Source organism: Desulfovibrio sp., assembly GCF_034006445.1.
Classification (GTDB): Bacteria; Desulfobacterota; Desulfovibrionia; order Desulfovibrionales; family Desulfovibrionaceae; genus Desulfovibrio.
Genome location: NZ_JAVESS010000018.1, coordinates 19,463 through 44,591 on the forward strand (window position 1 = coordinate 19,463; position 25,129 = coordinate 44,591).

The following is a 25,129-nucleotide window of genomic DNA, read 5'->3' on the forward strand; positions in this document are numbered from 1 at the left end:
GCGGGCAACCGTCAAGTCATACGGCAAAAGATTACGCTCGTAAACAATATCGGTTCCTGTCGGCCCGCCGGGGTGCGGGCCCCAGGGCGGCCCCCATGGCAGGCAGATACCCCTTAAAATAAACTATCCCCTGATGTTACGCGCGACCATTGCTGCGCGCAACAATGCAGACAGGTGGCGGTTGCGCCTTCACGGCGCACGACGCCACAGCCCCACTTTTTTTGCAACTGGGGGCTGCCCGCTATTGAGAGCCGTAAGGAAGTGGGGTAGTTTCCGGGCATGCAAAGCTCCACCCCGACGCTGGCGCGCCGCTACATCTTCAAGCTTCTGGCAAACATCGCCACTGTACCCGTCTACCTGGTCATGGAGGCGATCCTTCCACGCGCCCTGGGCCCGCACATGTACGGTAACTACAGCTTTGCCACCAACCTTTTCCAGCAGCTTACCGGCTTTCTGGATATGGGCACCTCCACCTGCTTTTACAACGCCCTGTCCCGCAGACAGAACGAAACAGGCCTTGTGGGATTCTATGCCCGTGTGACCGTGCTGGTCTTCGGCATCATCCTGCTGGCGGCGCTGGCCCTGCAAGCGCCCGCGCTGGGCGATCTGCTCATGCCGGACGTGCCCTTGTGGCTGGCTCCCCTGGCGGCATTGTGGGCCTTTCTTACCTGGTGGGGACGGGTGCTGCGCTCGATGAACGACGCCGTGGGGGCCACTGTGGCCTCGGAAATGGTGCGCACGGTAGTTTCGCTGTTCATGGTGGCCCTGCTGGGCCTCATGTTCTGGCAGGACTGGCTGAACATACACACCCTTTTTGCACAGCAGTACCTCATGCTGGGGCTTATGGCCCTTGGCTACTGGCTGGTGACGCGCCGCCACTGGCGCAGCCGCGAGGTGGCCCTGGCGTTCAGCCTGCCCGATGGGCAGAGCAAGGCCTACCAGCGCGAATTTTTCAATTACAGCCATCCGCTTTTTGTGCAGGCCCTGCTCTCGTTCCTGCTGCTCACCGCCGAACGCTGGCTCTTGCAGTGGTTTGACGGCAGCGTGCAACAGGGCTTTTTTGCCCTGTCGCAAAAAGTCAGCATGGCCTGTTTTCTTTTTGTTTCGGCCATGACGCCGCTGATCATGCGCGAGCTTTCCATAGCCTGGGGGCACAATGACCGCGAGGCCATGGGGCGGCTGCTCACGCGCTTCGCTCCCCTGCTCTATGTGGTGGCGGCCTATTTTTCCTGCTTTACGCTGGTGGAAGGCTCTGCCCTGGTGGACTTTTTTGGCGGGGCGGAATTTGCCGCCGCCACGCTGCCCGTGCAGATCATGGCCCTCTATCCGCTGCACCAGGCTTACGGCCAGCTGGCCGGATCGGTCTTTCACGCCACAGGGCGCACGCGCGTACTGCGCAATATGGCAGCCCTTGAGTGCGTTTACGGCTTCACCACAGCATGGTTTCTGCTGGCCCCGCCGGAATATATGGGCCTGAATCTCGGAGCCGTCGGCCTTGCCATCAAAACCGTGGCCGTGCAGATCATCACGGTCAACGTCTATCTGTGGCTGGCTTCGCGTTTTCTGCCCCTGAGTTTCTGGCGCAATTTCGCCCACCAGATATGGAGCCTCGCCGTGCTGCTTACCCTGGCGTGGCTGTGCCGTGAAGGAACCATCATGGCCGGCCTGGGCGACCTCAACACCTTTTCGCGCTTTCTTGTTTCCGGTGTGCTGTACAGCGCTGGGGCCGGGGTGGTCTGCGTGGCAATGCCCGCCCTGCTCGGACTTTCGCGGCAGGATGTGCGGGAGCTTGTGGCGCGTTTCAGAAAGTCCCGCCAAAAGTCTGCGTAGGGGGTTGCGTTGCGGATGACGTTTACGCTGCGCTAGCCAGAAAGAAGCAAAACCGGGTCTGTCCTTTGAAAGATAGCTTCTGTGCCCTGCGGGCACTCAAACCACTTTTCAACGCAAAAGGCCCCGCCATTCAGCGGGGCCTTTTGCATTGTTCCGTCTAAACTATACAAGCCTTAGCTATTCGCACTCAAACTCGTGATGAGCCTTTCCAGTTCATTGGCCTGTTTGGACAGGTCGGCAATGGCGACAGTGCACTGCGCCATGCCCTGATCCGTGGCATCGGCAATATTGCTGATGGAACTGATGGCCCTGTTGATTTCTTCCGACGTTGCTGACTGCTGTTCAGCCGCAGCCGCGATGGAATGCACCTGGTCGCCGGAGGTTTCCACCATGCGCACCACCTGGGCAATGGCCTCGCCAGAGCGTTGCGCCAGGCTGGTGGCCTCGGCCACGCGCTGCACTGCCGCTTCCATCTGGGTTACGGCGTCCCTGGTGCCTTCCTGTATGCCGCCGACGGCCTGGCGCACTTCCGTGGTGGCCTGAGCGGTTTTTTCGGCCAGCTTGCGCACCTCGTCGGCCACAACGGCAAAGCCCCGTCCGGCATCGCCCGCGCGGGCGGCTTCAATGGCGGCATTAAGGGCCAGCAGGTTCGTCTGGTCGGCAATATCGGATATAACGCCCATAACGGCCCCGATGCCCCGTGCCTGATCGCCGAGATTGTCCATTATGCTGGTCAGCCGTGAGGCTTCCGTGTGGATGGATTGCACCGCTGCCGTCACCTCGGCCACCATGTGCGCACTGTTCTGCGCTTCGACCTTGGCCGTGTCTCCGGTTTGCGAAGTGGCGGCGGCATTCTGGGCCACTTCCATAATGGTGGCGTTCATCTCTTCCACGGCCGTGGCGGTCTGGGCGACGCGTGAGCTTTGCTCGCGCGCTCCCTCACTGGAGTGGGCGATCTGATCCGAAAGCTGTTTCGACGCGTCGGCCATATGCTCGACCACCTGCGAAGCCTCATGGGCTGCTCGGGCAATGGCCGCGTTCTGAGCTTCAATACGGCTCTTCTGGTTATATATCTCGGTCAGATCATTCCAGAAGGCTATGGAGCCAAGAAGCGTGCCGTCAAGATTGTAAAAAGGCGTGGAACGCGCGGTGATGCGCAGTTGGCGGCCAGAGACCGTAGTATAGTCGAATTCCAACGAAAGTGCCTTGCGCTCCCTGATGGCCTGATCGGACAAGGTCTCGCGTGTCGCGTCATTCTGGAAGAACAGGCCGGAACGCTGCCCCACATAGGATTCACGCGGGCCTGTTTTTTCAAGCATCTGACATATTTCAGCATTGACCCAGATCATGTTGAAATCCGGCCCCACAATGCCGCAGGGCGTGGGGATGCCGTCCAGCACTCCCTGTGAAAAGCCAAGGCGTTTCTTGAGTTCTTCCACCATGGTGTTCAGGTAGCCGGCAAATGTAGCCATTTCGGCTCTGAACTGGCCGTGCATGGCAGCCTTGAGGTCACCGGCCGCAACCCTGGCGGTAAAGTCCGACAAGGCCCGCAGGGGCTTGAATACCAGGCGCTGGTTGATAACGGTCAGCAGCACGGCCAGTAAGACGATGGCCACAAGGCCCACGCCGGACAACACCATGCGCTGGGTCAGGGCTGGGGCGGCCAGTTCTGCGTCATAGGCGCTCATGCACACGAGCCAGCCCGTGGCCGCAATGGGCGCCACGGTCATAAATTTTTTCTCGCCTTCCCAGGGATATTCGATAATGCCCTTCTGGGCTTTCAAGGCTTTCTGGATAAAGTCCTGCCCCGAAAGATCGGTGAGCAGCAGCTTTTTATTGGCGCTGTGGGCGATAATGCGCCCTGCGGCATCCAGGGCAAAGCCGTAGCCCCGCTTTCCAAGCCGGATGGGGTCAATGGTTTTGGCGGTAAAGTCACTCCAGCGCGGACACACGGCCACGGCACCCATCAGGGTGCCATCGGCGGCGTATACCGCCTTGACCACAACGTATACGAGCATGCCCGCATCCGTGGTGGCTGGCATGACGCTGCCGCTGAAGGCAAGACTTTTGCCGCTGAAAATGGCCTTGCTGTAGTCGCGGTCAAAACGGTCACCGCCTGTCATGTCCTTGAGATCGGCGTTAAGCCCGGCCACGATGCGGCCTTTGACGTCAAAAACAAAAAATGACCAGTAAGCCGGAAAGGCTTTTACATAGGTGTGCAAAAGCTGCTGTACGTCCTGCTTCGCCAGGGTTGAACCTTCCAGCGCATCACGGATGACTTCCTGCCCGGCCAGGGACTGGGCCACGCTGACGGACTGCTCAATATAGTTCTCGGCGGACTGGGCCACGATCATGGCCGTCTGGTCCAGGGCGGCGCTCTGCACCCCGGACACCATCCGGTAGGATGATGAAGACACGTATGCGATCAGAATCGCTATAATGATAAAAATGGATGCTGTTATGGAAACTGTGCAAATGGTATTTATGCGAAGCTGCCGCATGATGCGCCCCCAGACGCTAAGGTGAATCAGGATCTCGCATGTATGCCAAGCTGACGGCATTGGCAACTGCTTTTCATTTGTAATAAGCGCTTCCCGCCGGGGTTCAGCCGAACCGCATACGGAATTACTGCCAGAAAATCAGAAGCCTGCGTGCTCCCTTCCGGGTGCGCGACCCGAATGTATTTTTTACCTATGCAGTTGGTAAGGACTTAAATCGTTAAAGACCGAAAAAACATTAGCGCTCGTAAAAAATCTTCCTGCCAAGGCGCTCAGCCCCTGACCGCCAGTTTTTTATATGGCATTAACCATAATTTCATGATTATATGGGGGGGCTTGCAAAGACGTTCCAAGGGCAACGTATGACGACATATATGAAGGAGGGGGCATGAGTACGCATGTGATGTGGGCGCTGGTGGGTTTTGGCATCGCCCTGCTTTTTGTGTGGGTGTACCTGATGCTCAAACGACGCAATTTCAAATTTTTCTGGTACCATCCGCTCTTTACGGGTCTGTTTCTGCTCTTTCTTCTTTACCTGCTTGAACGCATGTTTGCCGACCTGTCGGACTTTGAAGTGCAGGAAAGCTGGAACATGCTGACCTATCTGGGTATTCCGCTGGCCGCAGCCGCCATTTTCTTTCTGTTCAAGGGATTCAGATCCAGAAAAAAATAGCGCGCGCCCGCGAAGGACGCCTTTTTTCGGTGCCGGGATACCGGTACAAATGCTGGAAGCGCAGGGTCACCGCCCTGCTCTTCTTTTTTTTCGGCATAACACTTGCAAAAACCCTTCCCGACAAGGCCTTCGCTGCAACGCGGCCATCATTGCCGAGACGCTGCTGGCCCAGTTGCATTTCCGCCCATCCCCAGGCTTCAGGCAACCCGCCGCCCCATAAGGAGATATAAAAACCATGTCGGCGCAACATCCCCCCGTTCTTTATGCCTGCCCCGCCTTGATCGTTGGCACCGGTGGGGGAAAACTTTTTTTGCGCCTAAAAATCAACCTTTCTGTAGGAACCCTATTTTACACATAACAGACTTAATTGTCTAAGTTTTCCTTCAAAACACCTGCAATACATTTTTTTCTTCGCCAAATTTTCTACATAAATGTAAATATTTTTTCTTCCTCTTTCAAAGTCCGTATAAATGTGAACACTTAATGATTTTAGCTGGTTGTATACTCATACAGCCTAAAAATGGCGCTGTTCCTTTACTCAAGCCATACCATATTCGTCTTGATTATTTTATATAATAAAATAAGTATGTTATACGTATTTGTTTGTTATTTCACAATGTTTTTCTGCATGTCCGTAAAAACACGCCCTGACCTTCTGCGACAAATTCCGTTGAAACCCGCACTATTTCTACCTTTGCGTAGAAATAAAACAGGTCAAACTACGATTCCGTAACTTTATTTTGCTGTCTCAATATATTTATTCTATAAACACAGCCTATTACAATAATGGAACTCTTCTTGCTTATATGTCTACCATGGGTCGAGATTTTTCAATCCCGCACGTAAACCACTGGGAGGCTTTCATGAAATTGTTCAAGTTGGCGACTGCTTGTGCTCTCACACTCTTTATGGGGCAGGCGGCCCTTGCGGCGGAACAGCCCATCAAGATAGGCTTCCCCATTCCCCTTACTGGCGAAATCCCCAAGGTAGGCGAAGGCTCAAAATTCGCGGCCGAAATGTTGAAAGAAGAAATCAACGCCAAGGGCGGCCTCAAAGTGGGCGACAAACTCTATCCGCTTGAATTCATCTATGAAGATAACGAATCCAAGCCGGAATCCGCAGTCAACGTCACCCTCAAGCTCATCGAGCGCGACAAGGTTCACGCTATCGTTGGCCCGCAGTCTTCGCGTCAGGCCGTCCCCGCCGGTGGCGTGGCCAATGACGAAGAAGTGCCGCTGATCACTCCCTGGTCCACCAACCCCGACGCCACCAACGGACGCCCCTGGGTGTTCCGCGGCGCATTTCTTGACCCCTTCCAGGCGCCTGTAGCGGTTGACTTTGCCTCCAAGCAGTTCAAGGCCAAAAAAGCCGCTGTGCTCTTTGAAGTGTCCAACGACTACTCCAAGGGCCTGGCCGACAACTTCAAGGCTGCTTTTGAAAAAGTGCACGGCAAGGGCTCCGTGGTCGCCATGGAATCCCACGGCCCCAAGGATCAGGACTTTTCAGCCCAGCTGACCAAGATCATCGCGGCCAAACCCGACTTTATCTTTGTGCCTGAAAACTACAGCTTTGCGGCACTTATCGTGCCCCAGGCGCGCGACCTTGGCTACAAGGGCCCCTTCATGGGTTCCGACGCCTGGGGTTCCGCCGAACTGTTCAACCTTTGCGGCAAGGACTGCGTGGGCCAGTATTTCTCCACCCACTACACTGCCGAAGGCGCAACGGGCAAGACCAAGGAATTCATCGACAAGTACAAGGCCAAGTACGGCTATGTGCCCGACGACGTCGCCGCCCTTACCTGGGACTCCATCAACATCGTGCTCAAGGCCATTCAGAACGGCGGCAAGGTTGATCCCGACCTCAAGAAGGAACGCAAAATTATCCGCGACAACATGGCTTCTCTTGCAAACTTTGACGGCATTACCGGCAGCATGAAGTTCGACGCCAACCACGACCCCATCAAATGCGCCGTCATCGTGCGCGTTACCGAGAGTGGCAGCTTCGCCTTCGTTGAATCCGTCTGCCCGAAATAGCCAAACCTGCTGACAAGCCTGGGATGGCAGGCCGTGTGCGCCCGCGGGGGGCGGGCGCACGCGGCGCACACTGCCCGAGGGTTTTTTTGGCGCATGCCGCGCATATGGGCCGAGGCCCATCCCCTCTGTGCGACCTGAAGCCGAAACAAACCCCAACTGCTGATACCGAATCGGGTGCCCTATGGACTTTTTTTTGCAGCAGATGCTCAACGCACTGCAATGGGGAAGTTTTTACGCGCTTATAGCCTTGGGTTACACCCTGGTTTACGGCGTTCTTCGGCTCATCAACTTTGCCCATGGCGATATTTTCATGGTGGGCGCATACATCGCGTTTTTTGTCTCAACCTGGCTCATTTCCGGTAACGGCCTTGGACTGCCGCAGCACACCGTGCTTTGGCTCACCATTCCCCTGACCATGATTCTTACGGCCTTTGTGGGCGTAACCATCGAGCGCGTGGCCTACCGGCCTCTGCGCCGCAAGGGCGCGCACCGCCTGTACGTGGTTATCACGGCCCTCATGTGCGGCCTTATTCTTGAAAATGGCAACCTGGCCCTTTTGGGGGCCACCAAGCGCAAACTTCCCGAGCTCATCGACAAGACCGTTTATTCCATCGGCCCTCTGGTCATCACCAACCTGAAGCTCTGGGTCATTGCGGCGGCCATTCTTGTTTTCATAGCCTTGCAGACCGTTGTCACGCGCACCAAGGTGGGCATGGCCATGCGCGCCGTGTCCTGGGACCGCTTTGCCCTGCCCCTTATGGGCATACCCCTGGACAGCGTCATTGTGGTCACTTTTATTCTCGGCTCAGGCATCGCCGGGCTGGGGGGCATGCTCTTTGCCATGTGCTATCCCACGCTTGAACCCTACATGGGGGCCATGATCGGCTGGAAAGCCTTTATCGCCGCCGTGGTGGGCGGCATTGGCGACATACGTGGAGCATTTGTGGGCGGCTTTTTGCTGGCGTTTGTGGAGATTATGGTGGTGGCTTTTCTGCCTTCTACCTATATGGACCTGTTCTCCTTCACCATCCTGCTGCTCATTCTGTGGATGCGGCCCACAGGCATTTTCGGAACCCCCCAAACGACCAAAATCTAGCCGGAGTCTGAGATGCTCACCATTGTGCAAATATTGCTCGCTATCCTCGCCCTGCTCTGCTTCGGTTATGCCATAAAAAGGTTCGTCTGCCAGAAGAAAATTGATTGCCTGCTGTTCCTGATCCTCGGCGTGGCGCTCATCTGTGCCGAGCATTTCTCCTGGCTGGACGGTTATTGGCTTTCTGTACTCAAATTTATGGGCATCAACATCGTCTTTGCCTCCAGTCTCAACCTGGTCAACGGCTACATGGGCGAATTTTCCTGTGGTCATGCGGGCTTCATGTGCGTTGGAGCCTATGTGGGCGGTCTTATTTCCATTATCCTGTTTACGCAGAACAAGCTGCTGGGCGCTCCGCTGCTGCCGCCCGAGATGGCTCCGCTGCTCTTTCCCCTGATTGTTCTGGTGGCGGGCTGCGCGGCGGCCATATTCGGTCTGCTGGTGGCCCTGCCCTCGTTCAAGACACGTGACGACTACCTGGCCATCATCACCATCGCGGCCAACTACATCATCATCGCCGTGATCATCAATATCGACGTTGTGGGCGGCCCGCGCGGCCTTTCGGGCATGCGCGCCACCGTACGCGCCATGGAGAACGTGGCCAACGTGCCCTGGATGATGATCTGGGTCGTGCTGCTTGTCATGGTGTCTGTCATGATGCTCTTCAGGCTGGTCAACAGCACCCTGGGCAAGGGCATACCCGCGGTTTGCCAGAACGAGGTCGCTGCGGAAATCATGAGTGTCAACACCAAGAAGGTCAAACTTGTGGCCTTCATGGTTTCGGCAGGCATCGCCGGCATGGCTGGCGCAGTGTACGCCCACATGTTCAGTTCCATTTACGCCAACAGTTTCGGCATCATGAAGTCCACGGAAGCCATGGTCATGGTCTATCTGGGCGGCATGGGCTCGCTTTCAGGCTCCGTCATGGCGGCCATCCTCTTTACCCTGCTCATCGAAGTGCTGCGCTTCGCGCTGCCCGCCCTGAGCGACCTCATGCACACCCTGCCCTTTGTGCCCGACAGCTTCATGATCAGCCAGGAATGGAAGTGGGTGCTTATTCCCCTTATCCTTATCCTGCTCATGCAGTTCCGCCCCGAAGGGCTTTTGGGCAACCGCGAACTTACCCAGGTCTTTCCCCGGCTGAAAAGACTGCTCACCACCGCCCGCGTGGAATAACCGGCGGCGGCAAATCATGGTTGTACGGACAAAATCCCTGATGACCGACAACAAACTGGGGGCAAACCTTGGCACTGCTTGAAATGAAAGACGTGACGCAACGCTTCGGCGGACTTATCGCGCTGTCATGCTTCAACATACGGATTGAGGAAAACAGCCTGACGGGCCTTATCGGGCCCAACGGCGCTGGCAAAACTACTGTGTTCAACCTGGCTTCGGGATTTTATCACGCCAGCGAGGGCAGCATTATCTTTGACGGCTACAAGTACGACTCCAAACTTGAGCCGCATGAGGTCACAAATCTGGGCATGGCCCGCACCTTCCAGAATATCCGCCTGTGGAGCGACATGTCGGTTCTGGACAATATCTGCGTGTCGCAATACAGCCGCCTCGGCTATGGCCTGCTGGACGCGTGGTTCAATACGGGCCGCTACGGCCGCGAAGAAAAGCGCGTAAAAGACAAGGCTGCCCACATCCTGGAAGTGATGGAACTCAGCGACGTGGCGGAGGAAATGCCCAAGAACCTGCCCTATGGCCTGCAACGCCGTGTGGAGCTGGCCCGCGCCCTTTCCACAGACCCCAAGCTGCTCTTGCTGGACGAACCGGCGGCCGGGCTCAACTCCTCGGACGTGGACGGCCTGATCAAGCACATCGGCTGGATTTACGACCAGTTCAAAATTGCCATCTGGATGATCGAACACCAGATGAAGGTGGTCATGTCGCTGTGCCAGCACATTACCGTGATGGAGTTCGGCCAGATCATTGCCAGCGGCACGCCACAGGAAATCCAAAGCAACCCGGATGTCATCAAGGCATATCTGGGCGACGAAAACGTGTAAGGGGGCGACATGTTGCTGGAAGTTGAAAATCTCTACGCGGGATACGGCAAGATTGAAGCCCTGCACGGCATCTCCTTTCATGTGAACGAAGGCGAAATTGTCACGCTCATCGGGGCCAACGGCGCGGGCAAGTCCACTACGCTCAAGGCAATCATGCGCCTTACACCGCCGGAATCCCCCACGGTGTTCAGCGGCGACATCCGCTTCAAGGGCAAATCCATCCTCAAGACCGAGGCGCACAACGTGGTGGCCCATCTGAAAATGGATCTCGTGCCCGAAGGCAGGCACATTTTCGGCAACCTCACCGTGCATGAAAACCTCAAGCTCGCCACGTGGACACGCAAGGGCAGCGGCATTGAAAAGGACATGGATAGGGTTTTTGACCTGTTCCCCCGCCTTCAGGAACGCATGCACCAGCGCAGCGACACCCTCTCCGGCGGCGAACAGCAGATGCTGGCCATTGGCCGGGCACTCATGACGGACTGCTCCGTCATTCTTCTGGACGAACCCTCCATGGGTCTTTCGCCCCTGCTCATGTACGACATGTTCCGTACCTTCAAAAAGCTCAACAGCCAGGGACTCACCGTTGTCGTTGTTGAGCAGAACGCCCGCCTGGCCCTTCAGGTGGCAGACCGGGGGTATGTGCTGGACACAGGCGCCATCGTGGCCCAGGGCACGGCGGCAGAACTGGCCGACACCCCTGAAATAAAAGCGGCCTATCTGGGCGCGTAACTGCAGGAACAACTGCCGGACTCCATCCTACCTTTCGCGGATTTTCGGCAACAACAGCCAAGCGGAGCCAGCATCCCTCCGCCCCCACAAGAAGCCACGGCTTCCTATACAGGGGCGACACAAAGGGGTATGCTGGCTCTACTGCTTTTTTCCATTTGAGCAATGTAAAAGTTAAAATACTCTAAGATCCGCATCGTTCGGCAGAATAACAACTTGAATGGTACAGCATTTCAACGCTATTTTGATCTGAACTGACATTTCTGTGCACTGAAACGCCCACCGTACCTCGGCAATGGCAACGCACACGGAGAAAACATGAACCAAGAACACGCCACCAATCCCGCCCTGTCCCAGCTTACCCAATGGCTGCGCCAACGCCACGATCAGGTGCTGCAGGCCGAAACAAAAGCCCTGCACTACCTTGACGAGGGTGACACCACCAGCCACAATGCCTGCATGCGCCAGAAGGCCGAACTGCTGTCCACCATGGCTGAGGACGCCAAGCCCATGCTTGAATTTCTGCCCGGCGAACTGCGTTTCAATCTGGCCATGGCTCTGGAAAAGTTTTCCTCCAGCGCCCGTATGGCCCTACGGCTCAATTCCATCTTCTACATGGGCGCCCTGCTCTACCCGGACGACCACATAAAAGGCGAGCCAGACAACCTGATACTGTGCATCGGACGTATTGAAAAACAGGGCGAAGGCTTCCTGCACGACTAGACTTCGCCGTTTGCAACGCCCAGGCGCGTTATCCGGCGTTCTTTTAAAGGCGCAGACCCGGTTCAGCCCTGGCCCCAAAGCCTGCGGGGGCACCGCGCACCGCCCGCACGCCGCCTGTGGCTCGCCGCCCGTGTCACGCTGGCGCGAACACCTGCCCCGCCGGGGGCGCAAAAGAGTGGACGACAAAGCACTTGTCAAAGGTCTTTGTGTACTTATTTCAAATTTACACGCTGCCCGCAGGGCGGCGCAACAAGCATACAATCCCGCCCGGCATGGGGCCGCGCGGCTTCAGAACCTTCAAGGAGTACCGCATGACGCGCACCCTAGAATTGCCCGACATCACGGCCATGCTGAAAATATCTCTGCTTCCCCTTCTGGCGGCCCTTGTTCTTATGGCATCCCCCGCACACGCCATGCCCGGCATGGGCAGCGGCGAAGGCGGCGGCATGGGCGACAAGTTCAGCCAGATGGATACCAATAAAGACGGCAAGGTCAGCCGTGAAGAGTTCAAGGCGGCCTTTCCCAACATGAGGGAAGAAGCCTTTGTGGCCATAGACAAGGACGGCGACGGCTTCATTTCCGTTGACGAATGGAATGGCTTCATGAAGGAGCATTCTTCCGGCATGCGCCCCAACACAATGACTAACGGCCCCATGCCCTCTGTTCCCGGCAATCCGATGATGCCCAATCCCGGCAGCCCCGAACTGCCGCTGGTCACACCGCCCAATGGCAACTAAGCGCTCTGGACCGGCCTTTTCCGAGCCCCGGCGTTCCACTGCGAATGCCGGGGCCGCTTCTGTTTCCGGGCCCCAGTCCCGGTCTGAGTCAAGGTCTGAGTCAAGGTCTGAGTCGAGGCCTGAGTCGCGGTCACAGGACGGCGCACAACCCAAGGCTCAACACAGGCCAAAGCATGGTCATCAGCCTGGGGCGCAGTCCAGGTCTTTGGCCGGGGCGCAGTCCAGGTCACAGTCCGTGACGCAGTCCGGGCCGCTGCCCGACAGGGAACAGCCCCTCTTTGTACCCATGAGCGCAGCTGAAATGCACGCGCTCGGCTGGGACAGTCTGGACGTGCTCTTCATCACCGGCGACGCCTATGTGGATCATCCCTCCTTCGGCAGCGTGCTGCTGGCGCGCTGGCTGATCCACCACGGCTACCGTGCGGGCATTGTGGCCCAGCCGCGCTGGGAAAACCCCGACGACCTGCTGGCCATGGGCAGACCACGCCTGTTCGCTGGCGTCAGCGCCGGAGCGCTGGATTCCCTGCTGGCCCACTACACGGCCTTTCGCAAAAAGCGCCATGATGACGCCTACACCCCTGGCGGTCAGGCGGGCGCGCGCCCCAACAGGGCCTGCCTGGTATACGCCAATCTGGCCCGCCGGGCCTTTCCCGGCCTGCCCCTTGTGCTTGGCGGCATTGAGGGCAGCCTGCGGCGCGTGAGCCATTATGACTTCTGGACAGACTCGCTGCGCAAGCCCATTCTTTTAGACGCCAAGGCCGACCTGCTCATCTGGGGCATGGGCGAACGCGCCACCCTGGAATGCGCTCAGCGGCTGGACGCCGGTGAAAATCTGCGCGGCATACCCGGCACAGCGTGGCTGGACAAGCTGGCGCAGGCCCCCGACGGCCCGCGCCCGGCCAATCTGCCGCCGGAAATGGCCCAGGCCCCCTGCGTGCCCCTGCCCGCACACGATGAAATTTTGGCTGATCCCGTCAAACTGCTGACCATGACGCAAGAACTGGAACGCCAGGTACACAGGCTGGACGCCTGGGCCTTTCAGCCCGTGGGCGACCGCGCCGTGGTGCTGGCCCGCCCGGCTCCGCCCCTGACCACCCAGGAAATGGACGCCCTGTACGAAATCCCCTTTACCCGGCGATCCCACCCCAGTTACAAGGAAGCCATCCCGGCGGCGGAAATGATGCGTACCAGCATTACCAGCCATCGCGGCTGCGGCGGCGGCTGCTCCTTCTGCTCCCTGGCCCTGCATCAGGGTCGCCGCATCAGCTCACGATCCGAATCTTCCGTACTGGACGAAGCCCGCAAGCTTGGCCAGGAAAACATGGATCGTGGCAAGGGGCCGGTGGCCATTTCAGACGTGGGCGGCCCCACGGCCAACATGTGGCAGGGCTATTGCGCCCTTGATCGGGCGGAAATCACCCGCGAAGATCATACGCCACCCGCTGAAACCTCCACGGAGCAACGCCCCAAACAACACAGCGCCGCGCACGCCCCGGCAGACGCGCCAGCCAAGAGCCGCTGCCGACGGGCAAGCTGCTGTTATCCCACGGTATGCAAGTTTTTCACAACGCCGCAAAACAAACATGTGGGCCTGCTGCGCAAGGTTGCGGCCCTGCCCGAAGTCAAGCAGGCGCGTGTTGCCAGCGGCGTCCGCGCTGACCTCGCCCTGCGTGACGCCGCCGCTCTGGCGGCCTACACGGGCGAGTTCACGGGCGGGCAACTCAAGGTCGCGCCCGAGCATTGCGCCACCGGCGTGCTCTCGCTCATGCGCAAGCCGCCCCTGGAAGTCTTTGAGGCCTTTCTGGCCAGCTTTGTGCGCCAGAGCAAGGCGGCAGGACGCGAACAGTACGTTGTTCCCTACCTCATGAGCGGATTCCCCGGCTGTACGGATGACGACATGCGCACCCTCGCCCACTGGCTGCGCCAGCGCAACTGGAATCCCCGCCAGACCCAGTGCTTTATCCCCACACCCGGCACCATTGCCACGGCCATGTTTTACTGCGGCAAAAACGAAGCAGGGGAAGACATCTATGTGGCCCGTACCGATGCACAGCGCCTGCGACAGCACGGTCTGCTCATGCCAGACAGAAAACCGGGCGACGAGGACGGCAACCGTCCACGGCGCGGCAACGAAGGCCACGCCCGCAACAATGACGCCAAGGCCCGACGCCAACCTTCCGGCGGCAGGCAAGGTCGTGATGATCGGCCCGATACCCGGCCCGATACCCGGCCCGATGCCCGACATGACGCCCGACATGACGCCCGGCCCGATACCCGGCGTGATGCCCGGCATGACGCCCGGCCCGATGCCAGGCATGATACCCGACATGACGCCCGGCCCGATGCCAGGCGTGACAATCGGCGCGACGCGGACGCGGCCCAGACCAGACCCCAGGAAAAGACGGACCAGAAATCCGGCAGGCACGGCAACCGTCAGAAAGAACACGGCTCGGACAGCCGCAGGCTTCCGGCACCCGGACGCCGCGCCTGACAGCAGGAGACCCCATGTCGCACAGCATTGAAGACCGCCTCACCCGGCTGGAAGAACTGACTTTTTTTCAGGAAGAGCGCATAGAAAAACTCGACGCGGCCCTTATGGCCCAGCAAAACCAATTGGACGCCGTGGAGCAGGAACTGGCCAGCGCCCGCACGGTCATTCGCGCCCTGCGCGACAAGATGGCCGAGCAGCCGGAAAACGGCCTGCCGCCGCACTTTATGCCCGAGCGCTGGTAAAACCGAGCGCCCTTTGCGCAGGGTGAAGTTGTATCGGCATAAACAGGACTGCCTGCAAACCCGCAACGACCATCAAATGGCGGATCACCAAATGACGGAAGCCATCACTCTCAGAAAAGCCGAGGCATGTGACGAGGCGGCCATCCGGGACTGTGCAAAAAATGCCTTTTCAGGCTACATCGCCCTGATAGGCCGCGAACCCGCCCCTATGACTGCCGATTTCGCGGTGCAGATTGCGTCGGGTCATATCCATGTTGCTGTGAACGATAACGGCGTCTTGCTGGGTTACATTATTTTCTTTGTGCAGGACGGCCACATGCATCTCGACACCGTGGCCGTGCTTCCCGCAGCAGCCGGGCGCGGCATCGGCAAACAGATGATAACGTTCTGCGAAGATGAAACCAGACGTTTGGGTCTTGACGCGGTGCACCTTTATACCAATGAAAAAATGACCGCCAATCTTTCCATCTACCCTCGCCTGGGTTACGTTGAAGTTGATCGCCGTACGGACGAAGGATTTAGCCGCGTTTTCTTTCAAAAAAAATTGACCTGAACAAAAACAGGCGACGTATATCTGAAATCCCGCGACCTGTTCGCCGTTTTCGGCGCTGTTGCCTGACGCAACAGCGAGAGGCCCGCACTTCACAGAAGTGCGGGCGACCATTTTGATGACACCGGCGCTTTTTAAATCGCTTGGTGCGCCGCCTTCGGCGGCAAAGCCGCCGGGCGGAAAGGCACGAAAATGGCTCACTCACGGCGCGGCAAAGCCGCGACCTGTTCGCCGTTTTCGGCGCTGTTGCCTGACGCAACAGCGATAGGCCCGCACTTCACAGAAGTGCGGGCCTATTTATTCATAAAAGCGGGCTGCAATTGCGACAGCCTCAGTCAGGTCAGAAGAGTGAATATTCTCAATGCGAGAATGCTCTAGACAGGGTCGGCGCGAGATGAATTTTCAGTTATATCAAGGAGAACGAGCCTTTTATGCAGGGAGTGTACTCTGATGGTACTCGACCGGAATAAAAGGCGAAGTTCGACGCAGAAATAACTGGAAAGGCGTTCGTGACGGCACTGTCTAGGGGTGGGGTGTGGGGGAGGGACCCTTTTTCAAAAGGGTCCCTCCCCCACAGAAATCCCCAACTCCCAAAGAAGCACTGATTAAAGAGGCTCTTGGAAACGCGCAGTTGTTTCGTTTGGCAAGGCGCGCTCTTTTTTTGAAGCAGGAGTGGACTCTTTCGTCCTCGACTGTTTCAAAAAAAGTGAAGCAACGCCGCCAAGCGGAATAAATCAGCGTTTCCCCAAAAACTCAGATCTAGAAGCCAAAGCCGTCAGAACTCGCGCCGGAAGCTCCGAAGCCGAAATCGTCGGGCACGGCGTTTTCGTCAAGAGCTTCAGCCACGGCTTCGTCGCCGGAGGCGGCCAGGGCCGCGCCAGCGCCGCCAGCCATGACCATGCCTTTAAGGCCGTCCTTGATGGCGTCCTTGATATTCATGAGCAAATCGTCGTGGTTGACGGCGATCTTGCCCTGGTATTCGGCCGTCTGACGGCGCAGGCCGCCGATATCGGCGTTCAGGGTCTTGATCTTGGCTTCCAGCTCGTCAACTTTTTTGGACAGCGCTTCGGCGCGGGCTTCCGTGGGTTCAAGGGCGCGTACGCGTTCTTCAAGAGCCGTGGCGGCGGAAGTCTGGGCAACCATGCTGTCATAGACTTCGCCAAGGAAGTCCAGCACCTTGTCAACCATGGCCTTGGTGTGACCGTCCATGGCGGGGAGGGAAACATTGTCGCCAAGCAGGCTTCTGCCGTTGCTTACAAAGGCGTCCCAGGACTGGCCTTCTTTCCATTCCAGTTCCAGAAACTTGGGGAAGCAACGGGCCAGCCAGGTAGCGGCGAAGGGGCCCACGGCCTTGGCGCAGGTGTCACAGACAACGGTGCGCCCGGCCACAAAACCGGCGATTTCCTTTACGTCCACGCCATCCTTGCCCACCACCAGGGCAAGCACGGACTCCACAGGAAAAACTTTGCGAGATGTATCGGACATGGCGGCCTCCTCCTCGGAGATCGTATTTTTATTCATGAAAACTCGGTTCCAACAGTCCAGACTCTGGCGTCGCCCCGACCGGCATGAGAGCCAGCCGGGGCCCGTCAGCTAGCTTCTGCCGTACATGCGGGCGTACAGCAACGCCACTGTGCGGTATAAGATATGCCCGAGCTTGGACCAGGGCAGATAGGCGAAAAGCATCCACACACATACCAGGTGCAGGTAATACACGACAAAGGCAGGCACAATGGCGTCCGCCAGGCGGAAGCCCTGAGCCATCACGCCCGTGAGCGCGATTACCCATATGATGCCCAGCAGGTACCAGTCGTACCAGCTTGAGCCCTGGAACTTGGGATTCAGACGCAGACGGCGAACCGTCAGCAGGCCCAGGCCCAGCAGCAGCATGAACGCGCCGATGTTGGCCAGAATCTTCACCGGGAAGGTCAGCGGCATGGGCGTTTCAATCTTGATGAGCGGAATGACCTTGCCGCCCCAGTGTCCCATTGCCACTACAGCCGTCACAAAGGCCAGGATGGCGAAGCTCCACACCAGAAGGAAGTGGCCGTTTTTGCGGCTGGGCGTTTCCTTGCCGGTGTCGGGGCCGTCTTCGCAATCGTCGAACTTGCGGTGGGTGATGATTTCATCCCACAGCACGTCCCACAGATGCCATACCCAGCATTTTGTCTTGCCGATAACGGCCATCGAGCCTTCAGGCTTGAATTGCGCCCACAGCTTCATGGCCCCCCGCGCCAAGATGAACAGCGCGGTGAAGAAGGTCAGCATGAAGATGGGGTCAATGGTGTAGTCGCCGTAGAATATCTGGCCGAAGACGATACGGCCGTCGGCGGCGCGGGGGAACCACTGGCCGCCGTTGAATCCGGCGCGGATCCACCACACCACAAGCCAGAGCACCGCGGGGATGGCGAAGAGAATGGGCAGGCCGGCGGGCTTGCTCATCCACTTGCCCACGATGGAGGGCTCGGTCAGATCTTTATAGATGACATTGCGTGCCGCGCCCATGAGGTCGGCAGGCTTGGCGCCACGGGGGCACAGGTCGGAGCAGTTGCCGCAGTTGTGGCAGAGCCACAGGTCGATATCAGCGCGCAGCTTGTCCTTGAGGCCCCAGGAGGCCCATACCATTTCCTTGCGCGGATAGGGCGCGTTGGCAGGTGCCAGGGGGCAGGCCACGGAACACGTGGCGCACTGGTAGCACTTCTTGAGGGACTCGCCCCCCGCTTCTTCCAGCGCCCTGGCGAACTCCAGGTCAGGTTTGATTGTAATTTGTGCCATTGCTGCCTTCCTCCTACATGCCCTTGAACGGGTTGGGGCCCATTGCCATGATGCGGTCCACAAAGCCGTCGATGAGGTTGGGGACCTTGTCGTACTCGTCAATGGCCACTTCAAGCAGTTCCACCCGTTCAGGCTGCACGCCCAGGCGGTTGAGGGTCTCGGCTATGTTGTCCTTGCGCTTGGCGCAGATTTCGGAGCCTTTCACAAAGTGGCACTGGTAGTCGTCGCCATACTTGCAGCCCAGCAGCATCACGCCGTCATAGCCCTTGCTCATGGCGTCGGACACCCAGATGGCGTTGACCGAACCAAGGCAGCGCACGGGAATGATGCGGCAATACGGGCTCCAGGGCTTGTGGCGCTCACCGGCCATATCCAGGGCGGGGTAGGCGTCGTTTTCGCAAGCCAGGATCAGCACGCGGGGGCCGTCTTTCTTGAAGTCCTTGGGCACCTGCACTTCACGAATCATTGAGCCGATCTGGTCAATGTTGTAGTTCGCAAAGGAGATGACGCGCTCGGGGCAGGCCCCGAAACAGGTACCGCAACGGCGGCAGCGCGTGGGGTTGAGCCTGGGCGTACCCTTTTCGTCATCGTCCAGCGCGCCAAAGGGACATTCCTCGGTGCAGCGCTTGCACTGGGTGCAGCGAACCATGTTGAACAGCGGGTAGGACAGGTCGCCCGAACGCGGATGCACGGCCACGCCGTGGCTTGCCGCTTCAATGCACTGCACGGCTTTGAGCACCGCGCCCTTGGCGTCTTCTTCGCAGGCGTCCATGGTCAGGGGCTGACGCACGCAACCCGCCGCGTACACGCCGGTGCGGCGCGTTTCGTAGGGGAAGCAGATGTAGTTGGAGTCGGCAAAGCCGTCAAACAGCGCCAGATCGGGAAAATCCGGGCCCTGACGATAATCGAAGTGGATGGTCACGTCCTTGGCCGTGGTGGGCACAAGGCCCGTAGGCAGAACAACCATGTCCACATCAAGGTCAAAATCCATGCCCAGCAGGGTGTTTTTGCACTCCACGACCATGTGGTTGCCCGCTTCGCGGATGTCCGTGACGTCGGCCTTGGTCATCATGACGCCCAGGCGTTCCTGCATCTTCTTGTAGAAGCGCTCCAGAATGCCGGGAACGGTCATGTCCTTGTAAAGGATGAAGGTCTGACAGGCATCGTCGGTCTTTTCACAGACGGTATTGGCCAGACGCAGCATGCCCACGCTGTTGACGGCGTTGGAGTACGCCAGGTGGCGGATGCTTTCGAGGTCTTCTTTCACAAAGACGTCTTCGCCTTCGGCGGCAGGGGCTGCGGCAGGGGCTGCGGCAGCGGCGTCGCCGTCAAGGGGGCAGCCTTCCACAGCCTCGGTCACGGCCTTTTCGGCCATGGTGGTATCAAGCACAAAGGCTATGCGGTTGGCCTTGACCTGGTCAGCGACCAGCATCTTGCCAAAGGAGGCGGCGTCCACCACCATGGGGCTTTTGCCGAGGCCCATGGGAGCGAGGTATTTTTGATCCAGCGCCACCCAGCCCGTGGCCAGCACGACCGCGCCCACTTCCACGTCCACCGTGCCGGAGGCTGTGTCGATGGCGGCCTTGAATTCACCCGGCTGGCCTTCCAGCTTCTGCATCCGGGCGCTTGTGTAAATCTTGATCTTGGGGCTGCCCATGGCCTCGCTGACCTTGGCCACAAGGTTGGTGGGCTGCTTGTTTTCCCAGGGCGAAGCCAGAGGCGAGGCCATGGGGATATTGTTGGCAGCGCCGCCGAGCTTGTCGCTCTTTTCCACCAGCACCACTTCATAGCCGGTGGCCGCAGCTTCAAGGGCCGCCGTAAGGCCGGTCCAGCCGCCGCCAATAACCAGAATGCGCTGCACGCCCTGCACCGTAGCGGCTTCGGGAGCCTCGCTCTTCTGCAGTTTCACCACGCCCATGTTCACATAGTCACGGGCCATGAGCTGCAGCAGCTCCGGCGCGCCCTTGGCTGTATCCACAGGGCTTCTGTCGGGGTTTTTGTACGCCTGCACGCATTGTTCGCGCAGGTTCACGTGTTCGATCAGCACGGGCAGGCGATAGAGCTCGCCGTCCACGCGCGGGGAAGCGCCGCAGAGCAGCACGCCGTCAAGGCCCTGGGCCTCGATGTCAGCCTTGATTTCATCCAAGGCCAATGCCAGCACGGGAACTACCTTAACCACGGCAGTGAGGTCGCCCCACTTTTCCGCGGTTTGGGCGGCAAGCGCCTCTACGTCGAGGCCGCCGCCGATGTTCTGCTGGTCAAAATAGACGCCAATCTTACCGGCCATGCCGCCTACCTCCCTTTCACCGTTTGTACCGCCTTCAGGGCGGCGGCTGTGCCGGACTGAGCCGAGCGCATCACATCAAGGGGCATGCGAGCGCAACCGGCTGCAAAAATACCGGCCTCTTCACCGCCCGCCACAAAGCCTTCTTCATCAAGAGGCAGGGGCAGAGGCGCGTCTTCACCGGCCAGCGAGGGCTGCATGCCCGTGGCCAGTACAACAAGGTCATAATCAAGGGTGAGTTTTTCACCGCTCACGGCGTCTTCGGCGGTCAGGCGAACCTTGTCGCCTTCGGCCTGCACGGCGTCAGCCACTTTGCCCTTGACAAAATGCACATTGGGCATGGCCTTGACCTTTTCAAGCACCTTCACGTAGCGGCCAGGGGCGCGCAGGTCGATGTAGTACACCGTGATCTGCGTTTCAGGGCTCTGCTCGGCCAGATACTGGCAATGCTTGAGCGTGGCCATACAGCAGATATAGGAGCAGTAGTTCAGGTGGTTCTGGTCGCGAGAACCCGCACACTGCACAAAGGCCACATGGTGAGGCCTGCGCCCGTCAGTGGGACGCACGATGCGCCCGCCGGTGGGCCCGCTGGGCGCGGCAAGGCGCTCAAGCTGCATGTTGGTAATGCAGTTTTTCACAGCGCCGGCGCCAAGGTTGGAGAGGCGGGTCACGTCGTAGGGCTTCCAGCCGGTGGCAACGACCACCGCGCCAACGCTGAGCTCGATTTCGCGAGGCTCTTCATTCACGTCCAGAAACTGGTTGCCCGCAACACGGGCAGCGTCGGCCTTGGAAAGCCCCTTCATGTCCAGCGTGTAACGGCTGGGGAAGGCAAAGGGCATGGCCTTGAAAAGGGCCTTGCGCTTGGAAAGGCCGAGGTCAAATTCGCTGGGGGTTTCACCGTCCAGACTGGAAGCCAGCAGGCCGAAATCCACATTGTGGGGCGCCGTGTGGCGCGGTTCGATGCGCACCTTCACGGTGTAGTCGCCCTTTACCCCGCGAAAGCCGACGACTTCAGCCTGGGTAAAAAACTTCACACGGGGATTTTTCCTGATACGCTGGAACTGGATTTCCAGGCCGCAGGAGGGAGGACAGAGTTTTGGGAAATATTTGTTGAGCTGAGCCACGCGGCCCCCGAGCCAGGGCGACTTTTCGACGATATAGACGTCGTGGCCCAGTTCCGCCGCTTCAATGGCGGCTGTAAGGCCTGCAAAGCCGCCGCCCACGACGAGAATGGCATTGGACATCCTGGATATCCTCCTGCGTTGTTGCATAGCGGCTGAAGAAGCGCCAAAGGGCTTCCGCCGCAGAAAAAAGGGTGGCCGCATCCGGCCTGTCTTTACGGGCTCCGGCTCTAACCGGCTGCCGACAATCAATCGCCCTGCCTGAGTGCGATGATCCTGAGCCGTCCACGCGCCCTCAAGACACTGCCTCCCCATAACCGGCAAAATTCCCGCCGACGGTCTTGCCGTCCAGCGGGGAGCGTGAGGGCCAAACATGCCATAAAGCTGTTGGTCTGGCATCCGGGCTGCATGCCTTGGCCTGACAGCCTCCGCGCTGTGCGGCGGCTGCTCTTTTTTTCACGCTCTCTGTGTTTCTTCGCACGCCCCTTGACTGAACATACGTACAGCCAAGGGGGCGGCCTTACGGCCGCCCCTTTAGTGCTGTAATGCCGCCGACTAGTCGGGGATGATCTGGTAATAGGGCTTCTTGAAGATCTTGGTCTCGCCAGTGGCGGGATCGTACTTGGAGTTCACGAAGCACTTCCACTTGGTGTCGTCCAGGGCCATGAAGTCCGCACGATAGTAGAAGCCGGGATAACGGGATTCTTCGCGGAAGGAGATGTGCTGCATGTGCAGGCGCACCGTCCACAGGCGATGGTAGTTTTCCCAGCAGCGCAGCAGTTCGTGCAGGTCACGGGAGGCCAGCTTGAGGGAGTCTTCTTCCATCATGGCAAGCAGGTTGAAGCCCGTGTCGAGCAGAGCCTTGGAGGTGGTGTAGTAGGTGCTCACGCCGCCGCCGTATTCGTCGGTGCACTTCACAAGACGCATCATGAAGTTCTTGGGCGTGATGTAGTTGGGGTTGACCACGGGGTCGGTGGAGGCGTCCTTGCCAGCGAGGAAGTTGTAGTAAGGACGGTAGATCAGCTTCTTCAGTTCGTCGGCGGTTTCCTTGACCTCGGGCTTGAAGTCCTTGTGGTCAAGGCACCAGCGCACCATCTGCTTGCCGGCGATGCGGCCTTCAGCATGGGAACCGGAAGAGAACTTGTGGCCGGAAGCGCCCACGCCGTCGGCGCAGGTGAACAGACCTTCAACGGTGGTCATGCGGTTGTAGACTTTGCCGTTGGCAGCGCGAACTTTGTAGTCTTCGGGCACCCAGGCTTCGTCGGGACCGGACACCCAGATGCCGCAGCAACCGGAGTGGGAGCCGAGCAGGTAGGGTTCGGTGGGCATGATTTCGGAACCGCGTTCTTCAGGAGCGGTATTGGTGCAGGCCCACAGGTTGGCCTGGCCAACGCACATGTCGAGGAAGTCTTCCCAAGCTTCGGACTCAAGTTCCTTCTGCTGCTCTTCATTCAGAGTGGCGAAGGTGGTCTGCAGGGCAGTCTTGGTGTCCATGTAGATGGGGCCGCGACCTTCGCGCATTTCGCGAAGCATCATGTGGTTACGCAGGCAGGTCGGGATGACATGGCCCTTGGCGTAGCCGCGGTCTTCGTAGGGCTTCAGCATGGCACGGTTGGTCACGCAGTAGTCTTCGCCCTTGCTGTTGGTGGCTTTGGCCTTGAACAGAAGGAACCACGCGCCCACGGGGCCGTAACCGTCCTTGAAGCGGGCGGGCACGAAGCGGTTTTCCATCATGGTCATTTCAGCGCCAACCTGAGCGCACATGGTGTAGGTGGAGCCGGAGTTCCATACGGGATACCAGGCGCGACCCATGCCTTCACCGGTGGAGCGGGGGCGGTACACGTTCACCGCGCCGCCAGCGGCCACCATGATGGTGTTGGCTTTAAAGATGTGCACTTCGTTGGCGCGCAGGTTGAAGCCCACGGCGCCGGCGATGCGGTTGGGGGTATTTTTGTCGAGCAGCAGCTTCACGATGAAGATGCGTTCCATGATGCGGTCTTCACCCAGGGCATTCTTGGCAGCTTCGGCCACGATGCACTTGTAGGATTCACCGTTGATCATGATCTGCCAGCGGCCGGAACGCACGGGGGCGTCGCCCTTACGCAGGCTCTTGCCAGCGGCCTTGGCGGCAGCGCCGTTCATGTTGTGGCCGTCTTCACCCTTGATCCAGCAGGGCAGGCCCCAGTCTTCGAACAGATGCACGGAGTCGTCAACGTGACGGCCGCAGTCGAAGATAAGGTCTTCGCGAACCAGACCCATAAGGTCGGTGCGGACCATGCGCACGTAATCGTCGGCGCTGTTTTCACCCAGGTAGGTGTTGATGGCGGAAAGGCCCTGGGCCACGGCGCCGGAACGCTCGAGGGAAGCCTTGTCGCAAAGCATAATTTTCAGGCCATGCTTGTCACCCCAGCGCACTGCTTCAAAAGCGGTGCCGCAGGAACCCATGCCGCCGCCCACGATGAGCAGGTCAACCGCATGTTCTTTCACTTCGGGTTCGGCAATGGCTACGCCCTTGGTCGCTTCCTTGACGGGAATCATAGGCATAATGGTATCTCCTTATCGCACTAGCGGTTGCAAAAGCCTAGCGGCCGAGTTCCATGCAAGTAAGAGCCTTATCGGCTTCCAACATTTCGAACTTCTTGCCGAGAGCTTCCTTGGGGGCAACCAGGGCAGTTTCGGTGAAGAGCAGTTCGTCTTCGATGTTGGCGCCTTCGGGGTGACCTTCAAAAGGCTTGATGGAACCTTCCGGCGTGGTGCGAATGGGGAACTTGAAACGCTTGACATTGCCGTTCCGGAACTGAACCGTCCACATGATCGAGTCGGCCGAGCGCATGGGGATACAGGTTCCGCCCATGGGAGCGAAGTCGGCGTAGGGGCGGGCCGTAATGGCGCCCTGGGGGCAGATCTTCACGCAGGAATAACATTCCCAGCAGGCATCGGGTTCCTGGTTGTAGGCCTTCATTTCCTCTGCATCGAGGATCATGAGGTCGTTGGGGCAAATGTACATGCAGGCCGTCTTTTCGCCACCCTTGCAGCCGTCACATTTGGACGGATCGACATAAGTCGGCATACGTATCCTCCAACTCTTTAAAAGTGTTTGAAAACCCACCGGGTTCGGCGTGGCGTGGCGGCAGATTCCGACACGCCGGGGTTAGCCGAGCGCTTTCGCAACAATTGTTGGGCGAATGGCTTGCGCAATTAGTAACAAGCACTTAGCGTCCGAGTCAAGCCCCCCCTGTAAAAATTCGTGGAAAGTCTACAGCGCCAAACATCAATTCTTCTTAAATTCAAACCGGTTAATCATCTTGTGAAAAAAAAACTAATCCCCGTTTTAA

Annotated in this window: 20 protein-coding genes; 12 read left to right on the forward strand and 8 right to left on the reverse strand. The window is 58.7% G+C overall.

The window, feature by feature from the left end; genetic code table 11:
• Positions 1–279 precede the first annotated feature (279 nt).
• Positions 280–1,830, forward strand: coding sequence for a lipopolysaccharide biosynthesis protein (locus tag RBR41_RS11930; protein WP_320352839.1), 1,551 nt, complete (start codon positions 280–282; stop codon positions 1,828–1,830).
• 173 nt (positions 1,831–2,003) lie between these two features.
• Here RBR41_RS11930 and RBR41_RS11935 read toward each other — a convergent pair whose 3' ends face one another.
• Positions 2,004–4,247, reverse strand: a complete 2,244-nt coding sequence (locus RBR41_RS11935) for a methyl-accepting chemotaxis protein (RefSeq protein WP_320352840.1) — start codon at positions 4,245–4,247, stop codon at positions 2,004–2,006.
• Between the two features lie 469 nt (positions 4,248–4,716).
• Here RBR41_RS11935 and RBR41_RS11940 point away from each other — a divergent pair, with 469 nt between their 5' ends.
• A complete protein-coding gene (locus tag RBR41_RS11940; RefSeq protein ID WP_320352842.1) occupies positions 4,717–5,001 on the forward strand; it encodes a hypothetical protein in 285 nt (94 codons plus the stop codon).
• Here the strand turns inward: RBR41_RS11940 and RBR41_RS11945 are convergent.
• Positions 4,982–5,179, reverse strand: a complete 198-nt coding sequence (locus RBR41_RS11945) for a hypothetical protein (RefSeq protein WP_320352843.1) — start codon at positions 5,177–5,179, stop codon at positions 4,982–4,984. The two genes, RBR41_RS11940 and RBR41_RS11945, sit on opposite strands and share 20 nt — an antisense overlap.
• A gap of 685 nt (positions 5,180–5,864) precedes the next feature.
• Here RBR41_RS11945 and RBR41_RS11950 point away from each other — a divergent pair.
• From RBR41_RS11950 to RBR41_RS11995, 10 genes are all read left to right on the forward strand, one after another.
• Entirely contained in the window at positions 5,865–7,034 is a 1,170-nt protein-coding gene (locus RBR41_RS11950; RefSeq protein ID WP_320352844.1) for an ABC transporter substrate-binding protein, read from the forward strand.
• A gap of 181 nt (positions 7,035–7,215) precedes the next feature.
• On the forward strand, positions 7,216–8,130 hold the full coding sequence (locus RBR41_RS11955) for a branched-chain amino acid ABC transporter permease (protein WP_320352846.1): 915 nt from the start codon (positions 7,216–7,218) through the stop codon (positions 8,128–8,130).
• A gap of 12 nt (positions 8,131–8,142) precedes the next feature.
• The gene (locus RBR41_RS11960; protein WP_320352848.1) at positions 8,143–9,303 is read left to right on the forward strand and encodes a branched-chain amino acid ABC transporter permease; all 1,161 of its coding nucleotides are present in this window, start codon (positions 8,143–8,145) and stop codon (positions 9,301–9,303) included.
• Between the two features lie 68 nt (positions 9,304–9,371).
• Positions 9,372–10,142 carry an ABC transporter ATP-binding protein gene (locus RBR41_RS11965; protein ID WP_320352849.1) on the forward strand — a complete coding sequence of 257 codons (771 nt, stop codon included), beginning with the start codon at positions 9,372–9,374 and terminating at the stop codon, positions 10,140–10,142.
• A gap of 9 nt (positions 10,143–10,151) precedes the next feature.
• On the forward strand, positions 10,152–10,874 hold the full coding sequence (locus tag RBR41_RS11970) for an ABC transporter ATP-binding protein (protein WP_320352850.1): 723 nt from the start codon (positions 10,152–10,154) through the stop codon (positions 10,872–10,874).
• A gap of 315 nt (positions 10,875–11,189) precedes the next feature.
• Positions 11,190–11,594 carry a hypothetical protein gene (locus RBR41_RS11975; RefSeq protein ID WP_320352851.1) on the forward strand — a complete coding sequence of 135 codons (405 nt, stop codon included), beginning with the start codon at positions 11,190–11,192 and terminating at the stop codon, positions 11,592–11,594.
• Between the two features lie 311 nt (positions 11,595–11,905).
• Positions 11,906–12,331 (forward strand): calcium-binding protein, encoded by a 426-nt coding sequence (locus RBR41_RS11980; protein ID WP_320352852.1) that lies wholly within the window; start codon positions 11,906–11,908, stop codon positions 12,329–12,331.
• Positions 12,321–14,822 carry a YgiQ family radical SAM protein gene (locus RBR41_RS11985; RefSeq protein WP_413785158.1) on the forward strand — a complete coding sequence of 834 codons (2,502 nt, stop codon included), beginning with the start codon at positions 12,321–12,323 and terminating at the stop codon, positions 14,820–14,822. The genes RBR41_RS11980 and RBR41_RS11985 overlap by 11 nt, the downstream gene beginning before the upstream one ends.
• Positions 14,823–14,836: 14 nt before the next feature.
• The gene (locus tag RBR41_RS11990) at positions 14,837–15,064 is read left to right on the forward strand and encodes a SlyX family protein (RefSeq protein ID WP_320352853.1); all 228 of its coding nucleotides are present in this window, start codon (positions 14,837–14,839) and stop codon (positions 15,062–15,064) included.
• 91 nt (positions 15,065–15,155) lie between these two features.
• Complete coding sequence (locus tag RBR41_RS11995) at positions 15,156–15,617, forward strand: GNAT family N-acetyltransferase (protein WP_320352854.1); 462 nt, start codon at positions 15,156–15,158, stop codon at positions 15,615–15,617.
• A 756-nt stretch (positions 15,618–16,373) separates the two neighbouring features.
• Here the strand turns inward: RBR41_RS11995 and RBR41_RS12000 are convergent.
• The 6 genes from RBR41_RS12000 to aprB form a co-directional block, all read right to left on the reverse strand.
• The gene (locus tag RBR41_RS12000; protein ID WP_320352855.1) at positions 16,374–17,099 is read right to left on the reverse strand and encodes a hypothetical protein; all 726 of its coding nucleotides are present in this window, start codon (positions 17,097–17,099) and stop codon (positions 16,374–16,376) included.
• 108 nt (positions 17,100–17,207) lie between these two features.
• Complete coding sequence (qmoC, locus tag RBR41_RS12005) at positions 17,208–18,389, reverse strand: quinone-interacting membrane-bound oxidoreductase complex subunit QmoC (protein ID WP_320352856.1); 1,182 nt, start codon at positions 18,387–18,389, stop codon at positions 17,208–17,210.
• A gap of 13 nt (positions 18,390–18,402) precedes the next feature.
• Positions 18,403–20,676: an FAD-dependent oxidoreductase gene (locus RBR41_RS12010; protein ID WP_320352857.1), complete on the reverse strand. Its 2,274-nt coding sequence runs from the start codon at positions 20,674–20,676 to the stop codon at positions 18,403–18,405.
• A gap of 5 nt (positions 20,677–20,681) precedes the next feature.
• Positions 20,682–21,917, reverse strand: coding sequence for a CoB--CoM heterodisulfide reductase iron-sulfur subunit A family protein (locus RBR41_RS12015; RefSeq protein ID WP_320352859.1), 1,236 nt, complete (start codon positions 21,915–21,917; stop codon positions 20,682–20,684).
• Positions 21,918–22,349: 432 nt separating this feature from the next.
• Complete coding sequence (aprA, locus tag RBR41_RS12020) at positions 22,350–24,338, reverse strand: adenylyl-sulfate reductase subunit alpha (protein ID WP_320352860.1); 1,989 nt, start codon at positions 24,336–24,338, stop codon at positions 22,350–22,352.
• Positions 24,339–24,375: 37 nt separating this feature from the next.
• Positions 24,376–24,864: an adenylyl-sulfate reductase subunit beta gene (aprB, locus tag RBR41_RS12025; RefSeq protein ID WP_291303425.1), complete on the reverse strand. Its 489-nt coding sequence runs from the start codon at positions 24,862–24,864 to the stop codon at positions 24,376–24,378.
• Between the last annotated feature and the right edge of the window lie 265 nt (positions 24,865–25,129).